6 protein-coding genes are annotated in these 24069 nt (G+C 60.3%); 3 read left to right on the top strand and 3 right to left on the bottom strand.

The window, feature by feature from the left end:
- Nucleotides 1-70 precede the first annotated feature (70 nt).
- Both KIF87_RS20750 and KIF87_RS20745 read right to left on the bottom strand, forming a co-directional pair.
- A complete protein-coding gene (locus KIF87_RS20750; RefSeq protein ID WP_213330478.1) occupies nucleotides 71-18076 on the bottom strand; it encodes an Ig-like domain-containing protein in 18006 nt (6001 codons plus the stop codon).
- Between the two features lie 120 nt (nucleotides 18077-18196).
- The gene (locus tag KIF87_RS20745; protein ID WP_213330476.1) at nucleotides 18197-19534 is read right to left on the bottom strand and encodes a TolC family outer membrane protein; all 1338 of its coding nucleotides are present in this window, start codon (nucleotides 19532-19534) and stop codon (nucleotides 18197-18199) included.
- 739 nt (nucleotides 19535-20273) lie between these two features.
- Here KIF87_RS20745 and KIF87_RS20740 point away from each other — a divergent pair.
- Together KIF87_RS20740 and KIF87_RS20735 are read left to right on the top strand one after the other, a co-directional pair.
- Entirely contained in the window at nucleotides 20274-21017 is a 744-nt protein-coding gene (locus KIF87_RS20740; RefSeq protein WP_213330474.1) for a DeoR/GlpR family DNA-binding transcription regulator, read from the top strand.
- 13 nt (nucleotides 21018-21030) lie between these two features.
- Nucleotides 21031-22098 (top strand): oxidoreductase, encoded by a 1068-nt coding sequence (locus KIF87_RS20735; RefSeq protein ID WP_213330472.1) that lies wholly within the window; start codon nucleotides 21031-21033, stop codon nucleotides 22096-22098.
- A 91-nt stretch (nucleotides 22099-22189) separates the two neighbouring features.
- Here the strand turns inward: KIF87_RS20735 and cybB are convergent, their stop codons facing one another.
- Nucleotides 22190-22720 carry a cytochrome b561 gene (gene cybB, locus KIF87_RS20730; RefSeq protein WP_213330470.1) on the bottom strand — a complete coding sequence of 177 codons (531 nt, stop codon included), beginning with the start codon at nucleotides 22718-22720 and terminating at the stop codon, nucleotides 22190-22192.
- Between the two features lie 189 nt (nucleotides 22721-22909).
- Here cybB and gap point away from each other — a divergent pair, with 189 nt between their 5' ends.
- Nucleotides 22910-23911: a type I glyceraldehyde-3-phosphate dehydrogenase gene (gap, locus tag KIF87_RS20725; protein WP_213330468.1), complete on the top strand. Its 1002-nt coding sequence runs from the start codon at nucleotides 22910-22912 to the stop codon at nucleotides 23909-23911.
- Nucleotides 23912-24069 lie beyond the last annotated feature (158 nt).

Below are 24069 nucleotides of genomic sequence, written 5' to 3'. Positions count from 1 at the left end.
CTCCGGGTTAACGCAATTCGTGTAAAAGAAACGCCAAAAGACCGCGGGGATCGCTCCCCGCGCCGTTGGTTTACGCAATTAACAGCTGATGGTTCGCCAGCAGCGTCGCCAGATCCGTCTGCACGCCGTTCAGGGTCACCAGAGTGGTCGGCGAGAACTGACCGCCTGTACCGTCCAGGTCAACCTGGATCTCGGTATTGCTGCCGTTCTGCACCACGCGGATGTAATCGCTGATATTGCCCGCGCTGCTGTCCAGCGTGGCCACGCCGTTCACATAGCTCGCCGAGCCCGTGCCGGTATAGCCGCTGCCGGAGAGCAGATCGCGCAGGTCAATACGATCCGTGTCCGCGGTCCCTTCCCAGGTGCCGACCGTAAAGCCGTTCACCACGTCGTGACCGTTACCGCCCGTTGCGTCAGACGCGTTGATCAGCTTGTAGAGCAACGTATCGTGACCGCCGCTGCCGATGTTGAAGGTGTCGTTCCCGCCGCGGCCTTCGAACTGGTTATCACCGCTGTTGCCGGTAATGACGTCGTCGAAGTTCGAGCCGTTAATTCCCTCAATGTTGAGCAGTCGTGACGTACCGAACCCGGTGTCCTGCGCGGTAGAGAGGCGCAAATCAACGGTAACGCCGGAGGTCGCATTGCGGTAATCCACCACGTCCATCCCACCGGTGTTGCTCCAGGTGTCGTAGTCGGAATGGGTATTCCAGCCGCCGGAACCGTTGTAGGTATAGGTGCCATCCTCTGCGATAAAGGTGTCGTTATACCCGGTCCCGGTGATCGTCCCGCTGTGGCCGCCGGTGGCCGCCTCGGCCGTCAGGACGTAGCCCTCTTTGCCGTTGCCCGCTTCCAGACCGCTCCAGGTGACGTTATCCGACACGCCGTTGGTGATCTTCAGGATCTCGGCCGAATAGGTTTCATTCGGATCCAGCCCGTAGAAGCTCACCAGCGCGGAGGTATCGTTCGATCCGATACCGGACTGGGCGTTGATGATCTGCGAAGCCACCAGCACGCCCGCGGCGTTGTACAGATTGACCGTGTTGCCGTAGTAGGCGTTGATGCCCTCGCTGTCGACAATGTGCAGGTGCATCGCGGTGCCGTCAGCGATGGTTTTGCTGTTTTGCACCAGCACCACCTTGCCGTTCTGCTGAGAGACCAGCAGATCCTGCGCGCCGTCCCAGTTGTAGTCCACTGCCGCCACGCCGGTCGCGTAGGCAATACCTGACGCCAGCTGGCTTGAGGTCCAGGTGGAACCGTAGCCGTTGTTGGTGAACAGGGTCGCCGTCTGCGAACCGCCGTAGGTGCTGAGCTTGATGATGTCCATCTGCCCGTCGCCGTTCCAGTCCACCGCCACCGACAGATAGCCCGCCGTGGCGTTAGAGGCTTCCACCGCGCTCTTGGTGGCAGAGAGCTTCCCGGTACCGTCGTTGTAGTAAATCACCCCGCCGTTGTTGTTGTAGCTGCTGCCCAGGTACAGATCCATGTAGCCATCGCCGTTGAAGTCCGCCCACGTCATGGACGCCGCCGTGGTGGTATTCGAGGCGTTTGCTACAAACACGTTGGTCAGGTTCTGACCGATAGAGAGCGTGCCGTTACCGTTGTTGTTGATCACGGTTAACGAGTACGCGCCGCTGCGGTTGGTGTGCTGGACAATATCTACCGTGCCGTCGTTGTTCAGGTCGACGCCGGAGATTTCGCGTCCGGAATCGAACTGACCGTAGAAACCGCCTTCGCCACCGGTGCCGTCCGGCGACAGAACGCCGTTGTTGTTCACCAGGTAGGTCAATGAGTCCATGCCGGCATCGCCGTACGCCAGATCCAGATAGCCATCGCCGGTTTTATCGTACGCAATCACGCCGCCGTACCAGATGGTGGTCCCCATCGCCAGCTGGCTCGCGTTATAGGTGCTGCCATCATAGGTCCACATCACCTGCGTAGAGCCCGAGTAGGTATTTTCCGTCGCGAAGATATCCTGCGTGCCGTTACGGTCAAAGTCGGCGGCGGTCTGGCTCACCACGTAGTAGCTGCGGGTGTTGGTCAGCGTATTTCCGGCATAGGTCGAGCTATCGCTGCTGGAGTAAGACTGCCCGTTAGCAATGATATTCCACAGACCGCTGCTGTTCATGCCGAGGGTCATGGTGGAGTTGTTACTGTTCCCCGCCGTGGTTGCCCAGTCGGTATTCACCGAGGTGGTGTCAATCACCAGGCTGCCGGTTGCCGTGCCGGTGGTATTGCCGTTACCCGCGCTGCTCTTCACCTGCGCCGTCACGCTGTAGCTCGACACGCTCAGCGCATCGCCGTCCGGGATCTGCAGATACCAGGTGTTGTGATCCGGATCGACCACCACCGCACCGCCCGTCTGGGAGGTATAGGTTTTCCCGTTCACCGTGACCACCAGGTATTCACCGTTCACCAGATCGGCGGAGACGGTACCGCTGACGATCGGCGTGGTGTCCGACGTGGTCTGCGCGGTAATCGCCGCCGTGGTGGTCGGGATGCTGGTATCAACGTTCAGCACAAAGCCGTCGGATTCCGTGTAGTTACCGGCCTTATCGGTGACGCGCACAATGTAGGTGTGGTTGCCGTCGCTCAGGCCGTTGTCCTGGAAGGACCAGCTTGCGCTGCCGTTCATGGTCACCTGGCCGAGCAGGACCCCGTCACGATAGAGCTGCACGATTTCACCGTCGTCCGGGGCGCGGTTAAGCGTACCGTTGATCAGCGGCGAGTTATCGTCCGTTGCCACCGCACTGCCAAAGGTGCCCTGACGCTCGCCTTCGCCGTCGGTATAGCTCACTACCGTGCCCACCGTGGTTGGCGGCGTGGTGTCCACCGTCACCACCTGAGAAGCGGTGGAGCCGACGTTGCCCGCCTGGTCGATAATCCGCACCTGGTAGGTGTAGTCACCGTCAGGCAGATCGCGGGTATCGGTGTAGCTCCAGCGCTGGTTGGTGACCGCGGTATCGAGCCAGGTATTTCCGCCGTCCAGGCTTATCTGTACGCGCTCGTCGCTTGCCAGCGCGCTGCCCAGCGAACCGTTGATGGTCAGCGTGGTGTCCATGGTGATGAAATCACTGCCGGACTGGCCGGTATCTTCGCTGATGCTGTCGATGGTGACGCCATACTGCGGCGCGTGGGTATCCACCGTCACCGCCTGCGAGGTGGTGGCCCCAACGTTCCCCGCCTGGTCAACGACCCGCACCTGGTAGTTATGGCTGCCGTCGGTCAGCGTACGGGTGTCGCTGTAGCTCCACTGCGTACCGCTTACGGTGGCGTAAACCCAGGTGCTGCCGCCGTCCATGCTCACCTGTACGAATTCACCCGCGCCCAACGCGGCGCCGAGCGTTCCGTGCAGCGTGTACGAGGTCGAACTGGTCAGGAAGTCGTTATTGTCGAAGCCGGTATCCACGGTGATGTTATCCACGGTCACCGTAATCGCCGCATCCGGGGCGACCGTATCGACGGTCACCTGCTGATGGGCGCTTGAACCCACGTTGCCCGCCGCGTCCACCACGCGAACGTAGTAGTCGTAGGTCTGGTTACCCAGCGTGCGGCCATCCACGTAGTACCAGCTGTTACCGGTGACAATCACGTTCTGCCAGGTCACGCCGCCGTCGATGCTGATCTGGGCATACTCGCCGTCGGCCAGCGTCGCGCCGAGCGAGCCGTGCAGCGTCAGGGACGTATCGTTGGTGATAAAGTCGCTGCTGCTCAGGCCGGTATCGTCGCTGATGCTGTCGATGGCGATGGTTTTGCTCGCGTCCGGCGCAACCGTATCAATGGTCACCACCTGGCTGGCGGTGGCGCTGATATTGCCCGCGTCGTCAATCACGCGCAGCTGGTAGTTGTAATCCCCGTCGGCCAGCGTGCGGCCATCGACGTACGTCCAGCTCAGGCCGCTGACGCTGACGTCTGTCCAGGTCACGCCGCCGTCGAGGCTGATCTGCGCGTGGTCGCCGCTGCCCAGCGCCGCGCCGAGCGTCCCTTTCAGGCTGATCTGGTTGTCGCTGGTGATAAAGTCGCTGCCGGACAGGCCGGTATCCTGGGTGATGGAATCGACCGTAATCGTCGTTGCCACAGGCTTCGTCAGGTCAATCACCACGTCCTGGCTGTCCGTCGCCCCCACGTTGCCCGCGTTATCGATCACGCGCACCTGGTACTGATACGTACCGTCCGTCAGGGTGCGGCCATCGGTGTAGCGCCAGGTGGTGCCGGTCACGGTCAGGTCAATCCAGGTGGTGCCGCCGTCAAGGCTGATCTGCGCCTTCTCGTTATTGCCGAGCTGCGCGGTCAGGGAGCCGTTGACCACGACCTGAGCGTCGTTGGTGATGAAATCACTCGCGCTCAGGCCGGTGTCATTTTGCAGCGAATCAATCGTAATCCCCATCGACGGCGCGGTGAGATCCACGGTGACGCTGTGGTTATAGCTGCCGCTGTTGCCGATGGTGTTGCTGACCTGCGCGTTAATCACGTACGAACCGCCGTCCGCCAGCGCGGTCACGTCTGCGCTGCCTACCGTGTAGCTCCAGGTACCGTCATTCTGAACGATCGCCGTGTAGGTTTTACCGTTCAGCGTAATGGTCACCGTCTGGCCCGCCGGGGCGTCGGTGGTGCCGCTGACGACCAGCGGCGTACCGTGCTCGGCGGCGTTGACGATATCGTCCTGCGCAAAGGTGTTAATGGTGATGGTCGGGACATCGCCGTTCAGCGTCACGTCGTTCGTTGCGCTCCCCGGGTTGCCCGCCCTGTCGCTTACCGAAGCGGTGATGGTGTAATCCCCGTCGCTCAGGCCGAGGAAATCACGGCCCGGCACGAAGACCGACCACGATCCGTCCGCCCCGACGGTCGCCTGATAGCTGTGCCCGTTGAAGGAGACGGTCACCGTCTGGCCCTGCTCCGCCGTGGTCGTACCGCGGATCGTCTGGCCCGCCAGCTGCTCCGCGTTGTTGACGATATCGTCATCGGCCACGGTGCTGATGGTCACGGTTGGCGCGACGGTATCGACCGTTAAGGTGTGCGTGGTCTGGCCGTTATTACCCGCTTTGTCGTTGACCGAGGCGGTCACCGTCAGCGCGCCCTGGCTCAGGGCGGCCAGATCGACTGCCGGAACATCCAGCGTCCACGTCCCGTCGTTCGCGACGGTTGCGGTGTAGGATTTGCCGCCCAGCGTCACGGTGACGGTCTGACCCGCCTCCGCGCTGGAAGAGCCGTGCACGGTCAGCGGCTGCTGCGCTTCTGCCGCGTTCAGCATGTCGTCAACCGACAGCGTCGCAATGCTCACGACCGGCGCAGTGGTATCCACGCTGATGCCGTGCGTCGCCGACGCGCTGTTGCCCGCGCTGTCCTGCGCCGACACGGACACCTGATAGCTCGCGCCATCTGCCAGGGCGCCCACGTCGGCGGCCGGAACGGTGGTCGTCCAGCTGCCGTCGCTCTGGATGGTGGCCGTATAGGTTTTGCCGTTCAGCGTCACGGTGACCTGAGTCCCGCTGGCGAGCTGGGCGCTGGAGCCGTTAATCACCAGAGACGAACCGGCTTCAGCGGCGTTGATGACGTCGTCACCGCTAACGGTGTTCACCGTCAGCGCCACGGAAGCGGTGTTCACCACCACATCGTGGGTCTGGGTGCTGCTGTTGCCCGCGCTGTCGGTAATCGTCGCGCTGAGGGTCACGGTGCCGTCGTTCAGCGCGGAAATCACGCTGGCCGGAACGCCCACGCTCCAGTTACCGCTGGCGTCAACGGTGGTGGTGTACTGGTTAGAACCGATGGTGATGACCAGCTTATCGCCGACACTCGCGCCGGTTGCCGTACCGCTGACAATCTGCGCCTGACCGTGCTCCACGCTGTTAATGACGTTATCGCCCGCCACGACGTTAAAGCTGACGGTCGGCGGCGTGGTATCAAGCGTAATCGCTTTGCCCGCGCTGCCCGGGTTACCCGCGGCGTCGCTCACGCTGACCTGCACGGTGTAGCCATTATCCGCCAGTGCGGACAGGTCGGCGCCCGGTACGTTCACGCTCCAGATGCCGCCCTGCTGCACCTGTGCGGTATAGCTCTTACCGCCCAGCGTTACGGTGACCGTCTGCCCGACTTCCGCCGTGGTGGTGCCGGAAATGGCCACGCCCGCAGCCGCTTCGCTGCCGTTAATCACGTTATCGCCAGCGACCGTATCAATGCTCACGGCTGGCGCGGTCGCATCCACGCTGTACTCACGGCCCGCAGAGGCGCTGTTGCCGTGCGCGTTGGTGACGCTCACCTGCAAGCTGGCATCGCCGTCCTTCAGGCCCGCGAGATCGGCGGAAGGCACGGTGGCCGTCCAATTACCGTCAGCGTCCACTTTCGCGGTGTACGTCTTGCCGCCGAAGGTGATGGTGACGGTCTGGTTTTCCTCCACGTTCGAGGTGCTGCCGGACAGCACCAGATCCGCGCCTTTCTCCGCCGCGTTAATCACGTCGTCGGTGGCAATCGCATCGATGCTGACGGCAACGGCAGACAGATCGACGGTGACATCGTGGCTGATGGTCACCGGGTTGCCCGCCGCGCTCTGGCCTGCGACGGTCACGGTGACCGTGCCCGCAGCCAGGGCCCCGACGTCCGCCGCCGGGATCGCCGCGATCCAGGTGCCGTCTGCCAGCACGGAGGCCGCATAGGTTTTGCCGTTGACGGTCACGGTGAGCGTGGTGCCAGCCGCCAGCCCGTCGCTGGAGCCGGTGACAATCAGGTTTTGAGTATGTTCAATGCTGTTGATCACATCGTCGCCCGCCACGGTATCAATGCGCAGGCCCGGCAGGCTGGCGTCTATAACGATTTCGCGCTCGCCCGCGCCGGTGTTGCCGTGACCGTTGGTGACGGTCGCCGACACGGTCAAATCGCCGTTGCCCAGCGCGGTCAGGACGGATTCCGGCACGTTCACGGACCAGGTCAGATCGTTCTGCACCGTTGCGGTGTAGCTGTTGCCGCCAATGGTGACGGTGACGGTATTGCCCGCTTCCGCGTTCGCCACTTTGCCGCTGATGGTCTGGCCTGCGGCCACTTCCGCCGCGTTGATGACGTTATCGCCCGCCACGGTATTGATGGTGACGGTCGGCAGCGCGGTGTCGACCAGCAGTTTCGCGGCGTTGCTCACGGTGTTGCCCACGCCGTTGGTTGCGGCGGCGTTGAGGGTGTAGTTGGCTTCGCCCAGACCCGCCAGATCCGCTGCCGGAACGGTCAGGCTCCAGGTGCCGTCCGCCGCGGTTGTGGCCGCGTAGTTTTTACCGTTGAGGGTCACGGTCACCACGGTGCCTTCCGCGAGGTTAGCGCTGGTGCCGCTGACGCTCAGATCCTGACCTTTCTCCACCGCGTTCAGCACGTTATCGCCGCTGATGGTGTTGAAGGCCACGGACGGCAGGCCGGTATCGACGGTCACGTTATGGCTGCCGGCACCGGTATTGCCCGCCGCGTCGGTGACTGACGCCGTGACGGTCACGGTGCCATCCTGCAGAGCAGAAATCACATTCGCCGGGACGCCCACGCTCCAGTTCCCCGCCGCGTCCAGCACGGTGGTGTAAGTCTGGCCGCCAATCGTGACGGTGACCTTATCGCCCGCTGCCGCGCCGGTGGCGGTGCCGCTGATAATTTGCGCCTGAGCGTGCTCAGCGATGTTAATCACGTCGTCGCCCGCTACGGTGTTGATGGTCACCGCAGGCACGGTCACGTCGACTGTCAGAGTGTGATCGGCCGACGCCGGGTTGCCCGCCTTGTCGCTGACGCTTGCCGTCACGGTCACGCTGCCGTCGCCGAGCGCGGCCAGATCCGCCGCCGGAACGCTCAGCGTCCAGCTGCCGTCCGCGCCTGCGGTTGTGGTGTAGTCTTTGCCGTTCAGCGTCACGGTCACGGTCTGGCCCGCTTCGGCGGTGGTGGTGCCGGACACGGTCAGATCGGACTGCGCTTCAGTGGCATTCAGAATATCGTCGGTCGCCAGGGTGTTGATGGTCACGGACGGCGCGGTCGCATCCACGCTGTACTCGCGGCCCGCCGAGGCGCTGTTACCGTTCACGTTGGTGACGCTCACCTGTACGCTGGCGTCGCCATCCTTAAGGTGTGCCAGATCCGCAGACGGTACGGTGTAGGTCCAGTTACCGCTGTCGTCTACTGTCGCGCTATAGATTTTGCCGTTCAGGCTGATGGTCACGGTCTGCCCGGCTTCCACATTGGTGGTCGCTCCGGACAGCACCAGATCTGCGCCCTTCTCCGCCGCGTTAATCACGTCGTCGGTGGCGATGGAATTGATGCTGATGGCAACGGTCGCCAGATCTACCGTCACGTCGTGGCTGATGGTAATCGGGTTGCCCGCAGAGCTGTCGCCGGTAACGCTGATTTTGACGGTGCCTTCCGGCCACGCGCTCACGTCGGTGGACGGGATCGCCGCGCTCCAGGTGCCGTCCGCCAGCACCGTCGCCGCATAGTCTTTACCGTTGACGGTGACGGTCAGCGCCGTGCCCGGTGCCAGCCCGTCGCTGGAGCCGGTGACAATCAGGTTCTGCGCGTGCTCGATGCTGTTGACGACATTGTCGCCCGCAACGGTATCCACGCGCAGTCCCGGCAGGTTAGCGTCGATAGCGATTTCGCGCTCGCCCGCGCCGGTATTGCCGTGGCCGTTGGTGACGGTCGCCGTCACGCTCAGGCTGCCGTTGCCCAGCGCGGTCAGCACGTCAGAAGGCACGTTCACGGACCAGGTCAGATCGTTCTGCACCGTTGCGGTGTAGCTGTTGCCGCCAAGGGTGACGGTAACGGTATTGCCCGCTTCGGCATTCGCCACGGTGCCGCTCAGGGTCTGGCCTGCCGCCACTTCCGCCGCGTTGATGACGTTGTCGCCCGCCACGGTATTGATGGTGACGGTCGGCAGCGCGGTGTCCACCAGCAGGTTCGCGGTGTTGCTCACGCTGTTGCCCACGCCGTTGGTGGCGGTCGCGTTCAGGGTGTAATTGGCCTGGCCGAGACCGGCCAGATCCGCTGCCGGAACCATCAGGCTCCAGGTGCCGTCTGCCGCGGTTGTGGCCGTGTAGTTTTTACCGTTGAGGGTCACGGTCACCACGGTGCCTTCCGCGAGGTTAGCGCTGGTGCCGCTGACGCTCAGATCCTGGCCTTTCTCCACCGCGTTCAGCACGTTGTCATCGCTGATGGCGTTGAAGGCCACCGATGGCAGACCGGTATCGACGGTCACGTTATGCGTGCCGGTGCCGGTGTTGCCCGCCGCGTCGGTGACTGACGCCGTGACGGTCACGGTGCCGTCGCTGAGGCCCGAAATCACGCTCGCCGGTACGCCCACGCTCCAGTTCCCCGCCGCGTCCAGCACGGTGGTGTAGGTCTGGCCGCCGATGGTGACGGTGACCTTATCGCCCGCTGCCGCGCCGGTGGCGGTACCGCTGATGATTTGCGCCTGGCTGTGTTCTGCGATGTTAATCACGTCGTCGCCCGCCACGGTGTTGATGGTCACCGCAGGCGCGGTGATATCTACCGCCAGGTTGTGATCCACGGACGCCGGGTTACCCGCTTTATCGCTGACCGATGCGGTGACGGTCACGCTGCCGTCGGTTAATCCAGCCAGATCCGCCGCCGGGACGTTGAGCGTCCAGCTGCCGTCTGCGCTGACGGTTGTGGTGTAGTCTTTGCCGTTCAGCGATACGGTGACCGTCTGGCCCGCTTCGGCGGTGGTGGTGCCGGATACGGTCAGATCGGACTGCGCTTCAGCGGCGTTCAGAATGTCGTCGTTCGCCAGGGTATTGATGGTCACGGACGGTGCGCTGGCATCCACGCTGTACTCGCGGCCCGCCGAGGCGCTGTTGCCGTTCACGTTGGTGACGCTCACCTGCACGCTGGCGTCACCGTCTTTCAGACCGGCTAGATCCGCAGACGGCACGGTAGCTGTCCATTTTCCGTCTGCATCCACGGTCGCGGTGTAGCTCTTACCGCCGAAGGTGATGGTGACGGTCTGGTTTTCCTCAACGTTCGAGGTAGTGCCTGAGAGCACCAGATCCGCGCCCTTCTCGACCGCGTTAATCACGTCATCGGTGGCGATGGCGTCAATGCTGATAGCAACGCTCGCCAGATCCACCGTCACATCGTGGCTGATGGAGACCGGGTTACCGGCGCTGCTCTGGCCCGCAACGGTTACGGTAACCGTGCCCGCACTCAGTGCGCCAACGTCCGCCGCCGGGATCGCCGCGCTCCAGGTGCCGTCCGCCAGCACGGTCGCCGGATAGGTTTTGCCGTTTACGGTCACGGTCAGCGCCGCGCCCGCCGCCAGCCCGTCGCTGGTGCCGGTGATAATCAGGTTTTGAGTATGTTCGATGCTGTTGATCACGTCGTCACCCGCCACGGTATCCACGCGCAGGCCCGGCAGGTTAGCGTCTATCACGATTTCGCGCTCGCCCGTTCCGCTATTGCCCACGCCGTTCGTGACGCTGGCCGACACGGTCAAATCGCCGTTGCCCAGCGCGGTCAACACGGATTCCGGTACGTTAACGGACCAGGTGAGATCGCTCTGCACCGTTGCGGTGTAGCTGTTACCGTCAATGGTCACGGTCACGGTGTTGCCCGCTTCGGCATTCACCACCTTACCGCTGATGGTCTGCCCGGCCGCCAGCTCCGCCGCGTTAATGACGTCGTCACCTGCAATGGTGTTGATAATTACGCCCGGCAGAACCGATTCCACGTTCACGGTGTGTGACGTGCTGGTATTGTTGCCGACGCTGTCCGTTGCCGATGCGGTAACGGTATACAACGCTTCGCCCAACTGGCTCACCTGATCCGCCGGAACGGTAGTCGTCCATTTCCCGTTGCTATCGACCGTCGCGCTGTACGCTTTGCCGTTCAGCATCACGGTCACCACCGCGCCTGTCGCCAGGCCGGAAGCCGTACCGGAGATCGTCAGATCCTGGGTTTTCTCGCTGTTGTTGATCACATCGTCACCGGAAACGGTGTCAATGGTCAGCACCGGCGCGGTCAGGTTCACCTCCACGCCGTGCGTGGCGCTGTTGCTGTTGCCCGCTTTATCGGTCAGCGCCGCGGTAATGGTGTAATCCCCGGCGGCCAGCGCGGTGACGTCCGCCGCAGGCACGCCCACGCTCCAGCTGCCTGAGGCATCCAGGGTGGCGGTATACGATTTGCCGTTGAGGGTAACGGTGACCACGTCGCCCGCCGCCGCGCCGGTCACGGAACCTGTGACAATCAGAGCCTGCGCATGCTCGGCGCTGTTGATCACGTCGTCGTCGGAAACGGTGTGGATGGTCAACTGCGGAACGGTGGTATCCACCAGCACGTCGCGATCCGCAGAGGCCGGGTTGCCCGCTTTATCAGACACGGCGGCGCTGATGGTGTAGTTGCCGTCGGTAATACCGCTCAGATCCGCGGACGGCACGGTCACGCTCCAGCTGCCGTTTGCCTGCACGGTGGTGGTGTAGTCCACGCCGTTCAGCGTCACGGTGACGGTCTGGCCCGCTTCGGCGTTGGTCACGCCGTTAACAACCAGATCCTGCTGCGCTTCGGCCGCATTGATGATGTTGTTGTCGCTGACAATTTCAATAGACACCGTCGGCGCGGTGGCGTCCACGCTGTACTCGCGGCCTGCCGACGCGCTGTTGCCGTTCACGTTGGTGACGCTCACCTGCACGCTGGCATCGCCGTCCTTCAGGCTGCCCAAATCGGCGGACGGTACGGTTGCCGTCCAGCTGCCGCTGGCATCCACCGTCGCGGTGTACGACTTGCCGCCGAAGGTGATGGTAACGGTCTGGTTTTCTTCCACGTTGGTGGTCGAGCCGGACAGCACCAGATCCACGCCTTTCTCCGCCACGTTGATCACGTCGTCCGAAGCAATCGGGTCAATGCTGATGGCAACTGCCGCCAGATCCACCTTCACGTCGTGGCTGATGGAAACCGGATTGCCCGCCGCGCTCTGGCCGTCCACGGTCACGGTGAGAGTGCCCGCATTCAGCGCGCTGACGTCTGCCGCCGGAATGGCCGCCGTCCAGGTGCCGTCCGCCAGCACGGTTGCGGCGTAGGTTTTACCGTTGACGGTCACCGTTAACGCCGCGCCCGTTGCCAGGCCTTCGCTGGAGCCGGTGATAATCAGGTTCTGAGCGTGCTCAATGCTGTTGATCACATCGTCGCCCGCCACGGTATCGACGCGCAGACCCGGCAGGTTGGCATCAATGGTGATGTCGCGCTCGCCGGTTCCGGTGTTGCCGTGGCCGTTGGTGACGCTGGCTGACACCGTCAGATCGCCGTTACCGATGGCGGTTAAGACCGTGGACGGCACGTTGACCGACCAGCTCAGATCGTCCTGAACCGTCGCGGTATAGGTATTGCCGCCGACCGAGATAGTGACAGTGTCACCGCTCGCCGCGCCGCTCACTTTGCCGCTCAGGGTCTGCCCGGCAGCCACTTCCGCTGCGTTAATGACATCGTCCGTGGCGACAGGGTTGATGGTGACCTGCGGCAGCGCGCTGTCGACCAGCACGCTGTGGCCGGTGCTCGCACTATTGCCTGCGGCGTCGGTTACGCTCGCCGTCACGACGTAGCTTGCTTCGCCCAGCGCAGAAACGTTTGCCGCCGGAACGGTGATGCTCCAGCTGCCGCTGGCGTCGGTGGTGGCCGTATAGCCGACTCCGTTCAGGGTCACCGTAATGGTGGTTCCTTCCGGCTGGTTGCTGGTGCCGGACACCAGCAGATCCTGGCCTTTCTCGGTCGCGTTGATCACGTCGTCAACCGCCAGGGTATTGATGGCCACCACCGGCGCGGTCAGGGACACGTCAAACTCGTGCGTCGCGGTGGTGCTGTTACCGGCTTTATCGGTGAGGGTCGCTGAGATCGTCTGGTCGCCGTTTGCCAGCGCGCCCACGTCCGTCGCCGGAACGCCCACGCTCCAGCTGCCGGACGCATCCAGCATGGCGGTGTAGTCTTTCCCGTTCAGGGTCACGGTAATCACGTCGCCCGCCTGCGCGCCCGTCACCTTGCCGGAGACGATCAGCGCCTGGCCGTGCTCGGCAATATTGATGACGTCGTCGCCCGCAACGATATTGAATGAAATCTGCGGTACGGTGGTGTCGACCAGCACCGAGGAGCCCGCGCTGGCCGGGTTGCCTGCCTTATCGGACACGGTCGCCGTTACCGCCGCGCTGCCGTCGGTGATGCCTGCCATGTCCGCCGCCGGAACGTCGAGCGTCCAGCTGCCGTCCGCCTGCACCTGCGCAGTGTACTGATTACCGTTGAAGGTCACGGTGACCGTCTGGCCCGCTTCGGCAGTAGAGGTGCCGCTCAGGGTCAGATCCTGCGCCGCCTCCGCCGCGTTCAGCATATTGTCACTGCTGATGGTGTTGATGGTCACCGTCGGCGCGGTGGTATCGACGCTGAATTCCTGCGCCGAAGACGCCGCGTTGCCGTTCACGTTGGTAACGTTGACCTGCACGCTGGCGTCGCCGTCTTTCAGGCCGCTCAGATCGGCAGACGGAACGGTCCAGGTCCAGTCGCCGTTGGCATCCACCGTCGTGGTATAGGTTTTACCTGCGAAGGTGATGGTTACGGTCTGACCCGCTTCAACGTTGGAGGTGGTGCCGGAAAGCACCAGGTCCTGGCCTTTTTCCGCCGCGTTGAGCACGTTATCGTCGGTCACGCTGCTGATGGTGATGGCGACAGGCGCGAGATCGACGTTCACGACGGTGCCGATGGTCACCGGGTTGCCGGAGGCATCCTGCGTGCTGGCGCTGATGGTGAGCGAACCGTCCGCCCACTGGGACACGTCGGCCGCCTGTACCGCCGCCTGCCAGGTGCCGTCCGCCAGTACCGTTGCCGAATAGGCTTTGCCGTTGATGGTCACGGTCACGGTGCTGCCCGCCGCCAGATCGGTGCTGGTACCGGACACAATCAGGTTCTGAGCGTGTTCGATCGCGTTGATGACGTCATCGCCCGCCACGGTATCAATACGCAGCCCCGGGAGCTGGGCGTCGATGCTGAAGTCGAGAGAAGAAGATCCGGTATTGCCGTGCGCGTTGGTCACGCTGGCGGATACGGTGAGGTCGCCGTTGCCGAGCGCGGTAAGCTGGCTCTCGCTTAACGGCAGGCTCCAGGTCAGATCGTCCTGCACGGTGGCGGTGTATGTCTGGCCGCCGAGGATAATAGTGACGGTGTCACCTGACGCCGCGTTCGTCACCTTACCGGTCAGGGTTTGCCCTGCCGCGACTTCCGCTGCGTTAACGATATTGTCGCCTGCCAGCGTGTTAATCGTCACCACCGGCAGCGAGCTATCCACCAGCACATCGTGTGAGGTTGAGGCGCTGTTGCCTACGCTATCCGTGACGCTCGCCGTCACGGTGTAATGGGCTTCTCCCAGCACGCTGACGGCCGAGGCCGGTACGGTCACGCTCCAGCTACCGCTGGCGTCGGTGGTGGCGGTGTAGTTGATGCCGTTCAGGTTAACGGTGACGCGCGTTCCTTCCGGCTGGTTGCTGGTGCCGGAGAGCAGCAGATCTTCGCCCTTCTCGGTCGCGTTAATCACGTCGTCTGCCGCCAGCGTGTTAATACCGATAACAGGCGTCACGGTATTCACTACCACATCCAGCGAACTGCTTCCGGTGTTGCCGGATCGGTCGGTCACGGAGACGTCGATGGTCCAGGTGCCGTCCGCCAGACCCTGCACGACGGATGCGGGCAGGCCGAGGCTCCAGTTGCCCGATGCATCCACCACGGTGGTGTAATCGACGCTATTAATGGTAATGGTCACAAGGTCGCCCGCTGCCGCACCGGTGACGGAGCCGCTCAGGATCTGCGCCTGTGAATGGGCGAGCTGGTTAACGGTGTTGGAGTCGGTGACAAAGTCGTTAATGGTCACCTGCGGTACGGTCGCGTCCACCAGACCCACGCGATCGGCGCTGCTGGCGTTGCCCGCCACGTCGCTCACGGTTGCGGTCACGGTAACGATGCCATCCGTCAGGGCACCCACGTCAGCCGCAGGCACGCTCAGTTGCCACGTACCGTCCGCCTGAACCGTGGTCTGATACGTTTTGCCATTCAGCGTCACGGTGACCGTCTGGCCCGCTTCCGCACTGCTGGTACCGCTTAAGGTTAAATCCTGCTGCGCCTCAGCCGCATTGATGATGTTGTCGGCGGTCAGGTTATCGAGCGTAATCGCCGGTGGCTGCGTATCCACCGTGACCACGCGCGCGGCGTCCGCGCTGTTGCCGCTGACGTTAGTGACGCTGACGCTCACCTGCGCGCGCCCGTCGATCAGGGTTTCCATGGCGCTGGCGGGTACGGTCAGGCTCCAGGAGCCGTCCTGCTGCACCTGCGCGGTGAAGGTCTGGTCAGCGAATTTCACCACCACGGTCTGCCCCGCTTCCACGCCCTGCGTCTGGCCGGAAAGGGTTAAATCAACGCCTTTTTCTGCCGCATTCAGCAGGTCGTCGCCGGAGACGGTATCAATGGTGACCGCCACGGCGTTCAGATCGAGTTCAATCGGGTGTTCAGCCGCAACGGTATTGCCCCAGGCATCTACCGCGCTGACGCTAACCGTCATGCCGCCCGCCGTCCAGGCCTGCAGATCCGCCGCCGGAACGCCGATCTGCCAGCTGCCGCTGGCGTTAACCGCAGTGACGTACTCAACGTTGTTGATGGTGACGATAATCTGCGTGCCCGCGGCCAGATGGCTGCTGGAGCCGGTGACGCTCAAATCCTGCTGCTGTTCGATGGCGTTGATCACGTCATCGCCGGAAATGGTGTTCACGCGCAGACCCGGCAGCTCCGCGTTGATGTTGATATCACGCTCGCCGGTGCCGGTATTGCCATGCGCGTTGGTGACGGAGGCGCTGAAGGTTAAATCCCCGTCGCCGAACGCCTGAAGATCCGCTGACGGGATTTTCACGCTCCAGGTCAGATCGCTGCCAACCGTTGCGGTGTAGCTCTTGCCGCCTGCGGAGATGGTGACGGTATCGCCCGCCGCCGCGCCGGTAACGCGACCGCTGAGGGTTTGATCGACGCCCGCTTCGGCGTTATTGACCAGGTTGTCGCCCGCAAACGTATTGATAATGACCTGCGGGAGGACGGTATCCACCAGCAGATTCGCTTCGGCAGAACCGCTGTTACCCACGCTGTCGGTACCGCTGACGCTGACGGTGTAAAGCGTGTTCGCCAGATTCAGGACGTCGGAAACCGGCACCTGGACCGCCCAGATACCGTTTTCGACGGTGGCCTGATAGTTGACGTTGTTCAGCGTCACGGTGATGGCGGTGCCGTCCGGCAGGTTGCTGGTGCCGGTCAGGCTCAGCGGCTGCATCGCCTCCTGGGCATTAAGGACGTTATCCTGGCTGATGGCATCAATCGTAAATTCTGGCGGGTGTCCGCTCAGCGTAATGCCGTGCGTGGCGCTGCCGGTGTTGCCTGCCGCATCAGTGACGGAAACCGAAAGCGTGTGGTTACCTTCACCCAGCGCGCCCAGCACGGACGCGGGAACGCCGACGCTCCAGCTGCCGTCCGCCAGCACCACGCCGGTGAAGGTCTGGCCGCCAAGGGTTACGGTGACCACATCGCCCGCGGCGGCACCGCTCGCCTGGCCGGAAATAATGTGCGCCTGGCCCTGCTCGCTGATATTGAGGATATCGTCGCCCGCCACGGTATGGATGGTGACGACCGGCGCGGCGGTATCCACCGTGAAATCTGCCGTCACGGACGCGCCGTTGCCCGCTTTGTCGCTCACGTTAACCGTCAGGGTGTGATTACCCTCATTGAGCGCCTGCACGTCGCTCGCGGCAAGCGTGACGGACCAGGTGCCGTCGCTGCCCACCGTGGTGTTATAGTTTTTACCGTTCAGAGTGACCGTGACGATCTGACCGGCTTCCGCATTCGTTTTACCGGTCAGGGTCAGCGGCTGATTGTGCTCAGCCGCATTAATGATGTTGTCCTGTGCGAGGGTATCGACAGACAGAGTTGGCGCGGTGGTATCCACCCCAATCGTCTGGCTTCCGCTGACGGTGTTACCCGCCGCGTCTTTACCGCTCACGTTAACCGTCCAGGTACCGTCGCCCAGCGCCTGCGCGTCTGCCGCAGGTACGTTAACGCTCCACGCGCCGTCTGCCCCGACTTCAGCCGCGTAGGTTTTGCCGTTCAGCGTCACGGTGAGTGCGGTACCCTGCGCCAGGTTTTTACTGGCACCGGAAAGCGTAAAGCCCGCGGATTGCTCGCTGGCGTTGAGCACGTTATCGCCCGCCGTGGTGGCAAGCGTAATGGCGGCATCGGCGGTAGAGACCGTCACGGTGATACTGCCCGCAGAGGTGGTTTTACTACCGTCGATCTGCACGACCGACCAGGTGTGCTCCCCGTCCGTCTGGGTCGGTAATATTACCGTCCACGTGCCGTCTTTAGCGACCATGGTGCTGGCAATGGTGCTGCCGCTGCTGTCTTTGATCTGGATGGTCGCGCCCGGCTGACCGGTACCGCTAAAGGTTGGGTTGCTGTCGTCCGTGATCTCGTTTGCACTCAGCACGCCCTGCTTGTCACCCGCTTTATCCGACAGCAAGAAGGTCGGCGTGGCGCTTTCAACTTCTTTGGTATTATCAATGACTTTTGTTTTAGTTTCGCCGTCACCGCCGTTTGCCAACAGTGCCCCGATGGCACCGCCGCCTAACGCAGCTCCCGCAATCCAGCCCCACGGCGCGTCGCTTAAAACACTTTCCTGCTCGAGGAAAGGTTGAATGCTGCTAATCGGTGTGGCCTGCGCGGTTAACTCGGTCACCGCAACGCCTGACGCTTCCCCGGCATCGGCAAAAGAAATATGTGTCAGTTCCTGACGGTCGTTGAACACCAGCTCTGACTGGTTATGCGTCTCTGGATCTTCGACAAAATAGTTATTGCAGCGAATAACGCTGCCATCTTTCATATAAATGAGGAGGTCTTTCCCCTGGCGGACATAACGCGCCACATCCTGAGCAGAACCCTGAATTTCAATCACGCTCGGCGATGAAATAGAGACCGACAGATTTCCTTCGCCGGTTAATTTCGTTTTCTCCGCCGTTTTGCGAATGATGACATCAACAACCTTTACGTTACTCATTTCTTCTCCTTGCAGGTGTGCGGATTCCTGTGGATATGTCCACCAGACGGATGTAGCTATCCCTGGGAAAAAACACCCATTATTTTCAGACTTATTTTTGCGCGAGACTGCGCGTCTTTTTTAACTCAAGTCAGGTAATTTTGCGGCAGCGTTTTTCTCTATTCCAATAAGCGGCATTAAATTATCAACCGCGGAAGCATAATTAATTGCCGAACTCCAGCCATCATACTCAGCGATTATTTTCGCTGATGTGGCCTGCCAGACATCCTGCTCAACGCTGAGCAGATCGTTAATGCTCCGCTTGCTCAGGGTGTATTCATTTTTATAAACATCGCGGGCGCGCAGCGCATTTTCCAGCTGTTGCTTTCCGGCCTCCATTCTTCCCCGTGCGCCGGTCCAGTCAGCCTGCGCGACGGAGGCTTTTTGCAAAACATCGAAACGTGCCTGATCGACCTGAGAGGAGGCCATGGCCCGTGCGCCTTCCGCCTGCCGAACGCGAGCGGAAACCGCGCCCCCCTGATACAGCGGAGCATCGATATTGAGCTGTATCTGGTCGTCCCAGTATGAACGGTTGTCCGATTCATAACGGGTGCGCCCCCCTTTCAGGCTTAACGTCGGCCAGTGCTGGGACTTCGCCGTTTCCACGCCATACTGAGCCGAACGTTCCATGTTCTGCGCGGCCATCACGGCCGGTATTAACGAATAATCAATACGGTTGAGCGAATCTGGCTCAACCGCGAGGTTCGCAGGCACTGGCGAAAAGGCTTCTGCCTGCATCCCCGTTAATACCGCAAGCCTTGCGCGCGCGCTGTTTAAGGCGGCGGTATACTGCGCGACCGTCGCCTGCATGCCGGCAATACGCGTGCGGGTCTGGAGCTCATCGGAGGTGGAACTCACGCCCGCGTCTGCGCGCAGCTTTGCCAGCTGCTCGACGTTCCTGAGCGCCTGCACGTTATCTATTGCCGCCTGCAGCAGATCGGAATAGCGTTTGACCTCTACATAGCTCAGCGCCGTTTTTTCCGCCACGTCCGAAAGCGTGCCCATCAGCTGATAGCGGTAGCTATCACGCTGGGCGGAAGACTGGCTGATGCTGTTATTGGTCTTGCCAAAATCGTACAGCAACTGCGTCAGGCTCAGCCCCCAGGCGGCTGAATTCTTCAGCGACCCGCTGGAATCGGTGGTCTGGCTGTGCCCTGTACTTCCGTTCAACGATATTTGCGGCATCCAGCCGCTGCGCGCTTCATCTATTTGTGCCTGGCCAATACCTAATTGCGCGGCCTGCTGACTAATTGACGGATCGCGATCGATAGCAAAAAGAATACTTTCTTTTAAGGTTGTGGTTGCCACCGGGGCAATACCCACCTGATTACTATTGGCGTACGCCGTATTTATGGCTAATGAAATGAATGCCAGTGCTGCTGTAAATCGGCGTAACATAGGCTTTCGTAATATCGTCATGTTATCTCCCTGACTCTGAGTGATACTCAAGCAAATACCCAAAAAGAGGTACAGATAATTAGACAAATATCTTATTTAGCTACCGTGCTGGATTTTAGGTAATAATTCCCATACCCATTTCCATTGGAGATGAGATCTGCCTGCGTCTTATTTCAATTAAGAATTTACTTATTTCTTAAACTGGTTAGCAGCATAACAAAATGTGGTATAGCCCACTACACCCACAATGTTAATGTGGTGTTACAAGCAAGAAAAAATATGGGGTTTCTGGACAAAACCCTAAAAGTATCCTTTCAGATGAAACATATAAACCTCCTGTTATCTAAGGAAAATTCTTAATTCTTTCTGTGCACATTTTTGCGTTAATTTCAGAGCGGGTCAGACACAAAGATTTTCAAAGAAATGTCAATTTAAGTAACCAAATGGGTATATTTAAAATTAAAAGCTTTTAAAAAACTAATTAAAGCAATTAAATCCTGCATAATTTTCATTTAATAGCATTTATACCCACTCAATGGCGATACGCTGGTTACATAACCCAAATCGTTAAATAAAACATAACAGTAACATTGTGATTAACATTCAAAACGGCTTCCTTATACCTGCTTAATAAAATTTTAATAATCACCTATCTAAATCATCACGCCGCTGCACATCGTCATGACCACAATCCTCTTCTCTCTGCGTCAAAATGCTGTATTATGCGAACTATTGCGACATTTTGCAGGAATGTACTCCTATGCACAAAACCGCTCGTCAACGCTACGTCCTGGATATCCTCAGCGAGCAAGGCCAGGCCAGCATCACCGACCTGGCCGAAAGGCTGCAGGTTTCAGCGGATACCATCCGTCGGGATCTGACCGATCTGGAAAACCAGGGCCTTGCGCAGAAGAACCACGGCGGAGCCATCGCGCTTAACCTCTCCGCCATGAACCGTCAGGGCCGCAATACGCTGCTGCCGGAGACCAAACAGCGCCTGGGTAAACAGGTCGCACAGCAGGTTCCCCCGGGCTCCACCCTGTTTCTGGATGCCGGAAGCACGGTGATGGCCATCGCCACCTTTCTTCAGGGGCCGCTCACCGTTATTACCCCCTCGCTGGATATCGCCCAGCATTTTAGCGACCGGGAAGACATTGAGCTGATCCTGCTCGGCGGGAAATGGGACCACAAGCAGCGACTGTTTGCCGGCAGCGCCACGCTGTCTTTGCTGTCCCGTTATCGGGCAGATATTGCCATTCTTGGGGCGTGCGCCATTCATGCCGAACTCGGTTTGAGCGCCGGTAAAGAAGCGGATGCCGAAGTGAAACGTGCGATGCTCGACGCAAGCCACGCGCACTGGATTGTCGCCGATCACCTGAAAATTAACCGCTGCGAGCCGTATCTGGTTTCCAGGTTATCCAGCATTCAACAACTCTTTTTAGATCGTCCCTGGCCTGAGCTTGGGGACCATAGCGCACTGCAGGTTACGGTGTGCGCGAATTAACGTGGAGAAGGTCATGAGTAAAGTTCAAACAATCAACATTGCGCTGATCGGGTATGGATTTGTCGGTAAAACCTTCCATGCCCCGCTGATCCAGTCTGTGGACGGGATGAAGCTGGCAGTGGTCTCTTCTCGTGATGAAGAGAAGGTTAAACGCGATCTGCCGTACGTACAGGTGGTGGCGACACCGGAAGAGGCCATTCAGCATCCTGATATCGATCTGGTGGTGATTGCCTCCCCCAACGCCACGCACGCCCCGCTGGCGACGCTGGCCCTGAACTCGGGTAAACACGTGGTCGTGGATAAGCCTTTTACCCTCGACATGCAGGAAGCCCGCGACCTGATTGCCCTGGCGGATGAAAAGCAGCTGCTGCTTTCCGTCTTCCACAACCGCCGCTGGGACAGTGATTTCCTCGGCATTAAGCAGATTATTGAGCAAGGCACGCTCGGCAAGGTTAAACACCTGGAATCGCACATCGACCGCTTCCGCCCGGAAGTGCGCGTGCGCTGGCGCGAGCAGAACGTCCCCGGGAGCGGTCTGTGGTTTGATCTGGGTCCTCACCTGATTGACCAGACGCTACAGCTCTTTGGCCTGCCGGAGTCGGTTCAGGGGAATATCGCAACGCTGCGCGACGGTGCAGAAATTAACGACTGGGCGCACGTGGTCTTAAACTACCCGGAGCATAAGGTCATTCTGCACGCCAGCATGCTGGTTGCTGGCGGTACGGCACGCTTTACCGTCCACGGGGACAAGGGCAGCGTGGTGAAAGCCAGAATCGATCAGCAGGAAACGCAGCTGCTCTCAGGGGTGATTCCCGGCAGTGAAACCTGGGGCGAAGACAGCGACAGTATGGTGTTCTTTGGGGCTGACGGTGCACCGCAGACGATCCCTACCCCGAAAGGCGATCAGCGCCAGTATTACCTCAACGTACGTGATGCGTTACTCGGGAAAATCACCAACCCTGTCCACCCTGTTGAGGCGCTGGCGGTCATGGCCGTTCTGGAAGCGGCGGTGAAGTCGTCGGAGACGGGGTCAACGCAGCCGCTGGCGTTAACTGCTGAAGAGCGTGCGCTGCTGGGTTAAAAAATAAGCCGGGTGGCGCTACCGCTTACCCGGCCTACAATTCAGAGCCGTTTGTAGGCCCGTGCAAGCGAAGCGCCGCCGGGCAAGAGGGCTACTGACGCTTTTTCGGCATCATGCGCAGAAGAGTATTATCCTTCCAGAAATAGTGATGCATCAGCGCCGCCACCGCGTGCAGGCCAATCACAAAATAGCCCAGGTTCGCCAGCGTCTCGTGCCATTCTTTCAGCACATCAACCAGGTCAAAATTGGACTCCGCCGCATGCGGCATCACCATGCCAAAAGCCAACCAGTCGCTGCCCCGGTTGTACATCATCACAATGCCAATCAGCGGCAGCGCAATAAACAGCAGATACACCACCAGGTGCCCCAGATGAGACATCCCCGTCACCATCGCTTTTGGCTTCGGCTGAATCGGTGGCGCGCGGAATTTCAGGCGAACCAGCAGACGCGTCACCATCAGCACCAGGATACTGATACCGCATGAGACGTGGATCATATTGATTACTGGACGCGCGGTGCGCGGGAAGAAACCTTTGAACTCCATGGCGCAGTAGGCGACGATGATTAACAGAAACACCAGCCAGTGGATGCCGATTTGCAGGCTTGTATATTTAGTGCGCATGTGATTTCCCGATTAAAAACAGTTACCGCGCCAACATAATCCCCTTTCCTTAAAAATTCATTAACTTTTCTGTATGGTTTTTCAAATACTTCCTCCCGCATGAAGCATCTTCAATTGCCGCCCAGCCCGTGATGGTCTAAGCCTGGATGAGTTCAAACTGTCGCATCGACACGTTTACAGGAGAACCCCATGAGTAAAATTGGCATTAACGGATTTGGACGCATTGGACGCCTTGTTCTGCGTCGCCTTCTTGAAACCCAGGACAGTAATACCGTCGTCGCCATCAACGACCTCACATCACCGAAAGTGCTGGCCTACCTGCTCAGGCATGATTCCAACTACGGTGGCTTCCCGTGGAGCGTGGATTTCACCGAGGATGCGCTGATTGTTGATGGTAAAACCATTGCGGTGTACGCCGAAAAAGAGGCGAAGCACATTCCGTGGAAAACCGCAGGCGTGGATATCGTTGTGGAGTGCACCGGTTTTTATACCTCCGAAGAGAAATCACGGGCGCACCTGGACGCCGGCGCGAAGAAAGTGCTGATCTCCGCGCCTGCGGGTGACATGAAAACCATCGTCTACAGCGTGAATGACGACACCATTGACGCCAGTGACACCATTATTTCCGTCGCATCCTGCACCACCAACTGCCTCGCCCCGCTGGCGAAGGCCCTGCACGATGCGTTTGAAATAAAAGTGGGCACCATGACCACCATTCACGCCTATACCGGTACCCAGGCGCTGGTGGATGGCCCGCGCGGGAAAGACCTTCGCGCCTCGCGGGCGGCGGCTGAGAATATCATTCCCCACACCACCGGTGCCGCAAAGGCCATCGGTCTGGTGATCCCGGCGCTTAGCGGCAAACTAAAAGGCCACGCGCAGCGCGTGCCGGTAAAAACGGGTTCGGTCACCGAGCTGGTAGCGATTCTGGGCAAGAAAGTGACCGTTGAGGAGATCAACGCCGCGCTGAAAAAGGCGACTCAGGGCAATAAATCGTTCGGGTATACCGACGAAGAGATTGTGTCGTCCGATGTGATTGGCTCGCATTATGGTTCGGTGTTTGACGCCACGCAGACGGAGGTGTCAGAAGCGGGAGAGCTGCAGCTGGTGAAAGCCGTCGCGTGGTATGACAACGAATATGGTTTTGTTACGCAACTGGTGCGGACGCTGGATAAGTTTGCGGCACTGTGATTCTATGCCTTTATTCAGGGCTAAGATGAGCAGTGAAGCATCCCCTCTCCCTGTGGGTGTACAGTCCGGGGACATGGTAGACAGGTGTTCGGGGACATGGTGAACACTTTTTAACATCCTTTACCCATGGTGATCGACTTTTTCTTCAGGTCGATCAC

The organism is Enterobacter sp. 120016, assembly GCF_018383635.1.
GTDB lineage: Bacteria > Pseudomonadota > Gammaproteobacteria > Enterobacterales > Enterobacteriaceae > Enterobacter > Enterobacter asburiae_D.
This window is presented reverse-complemented; position numbering and strand designations above follow the sequence as displayed.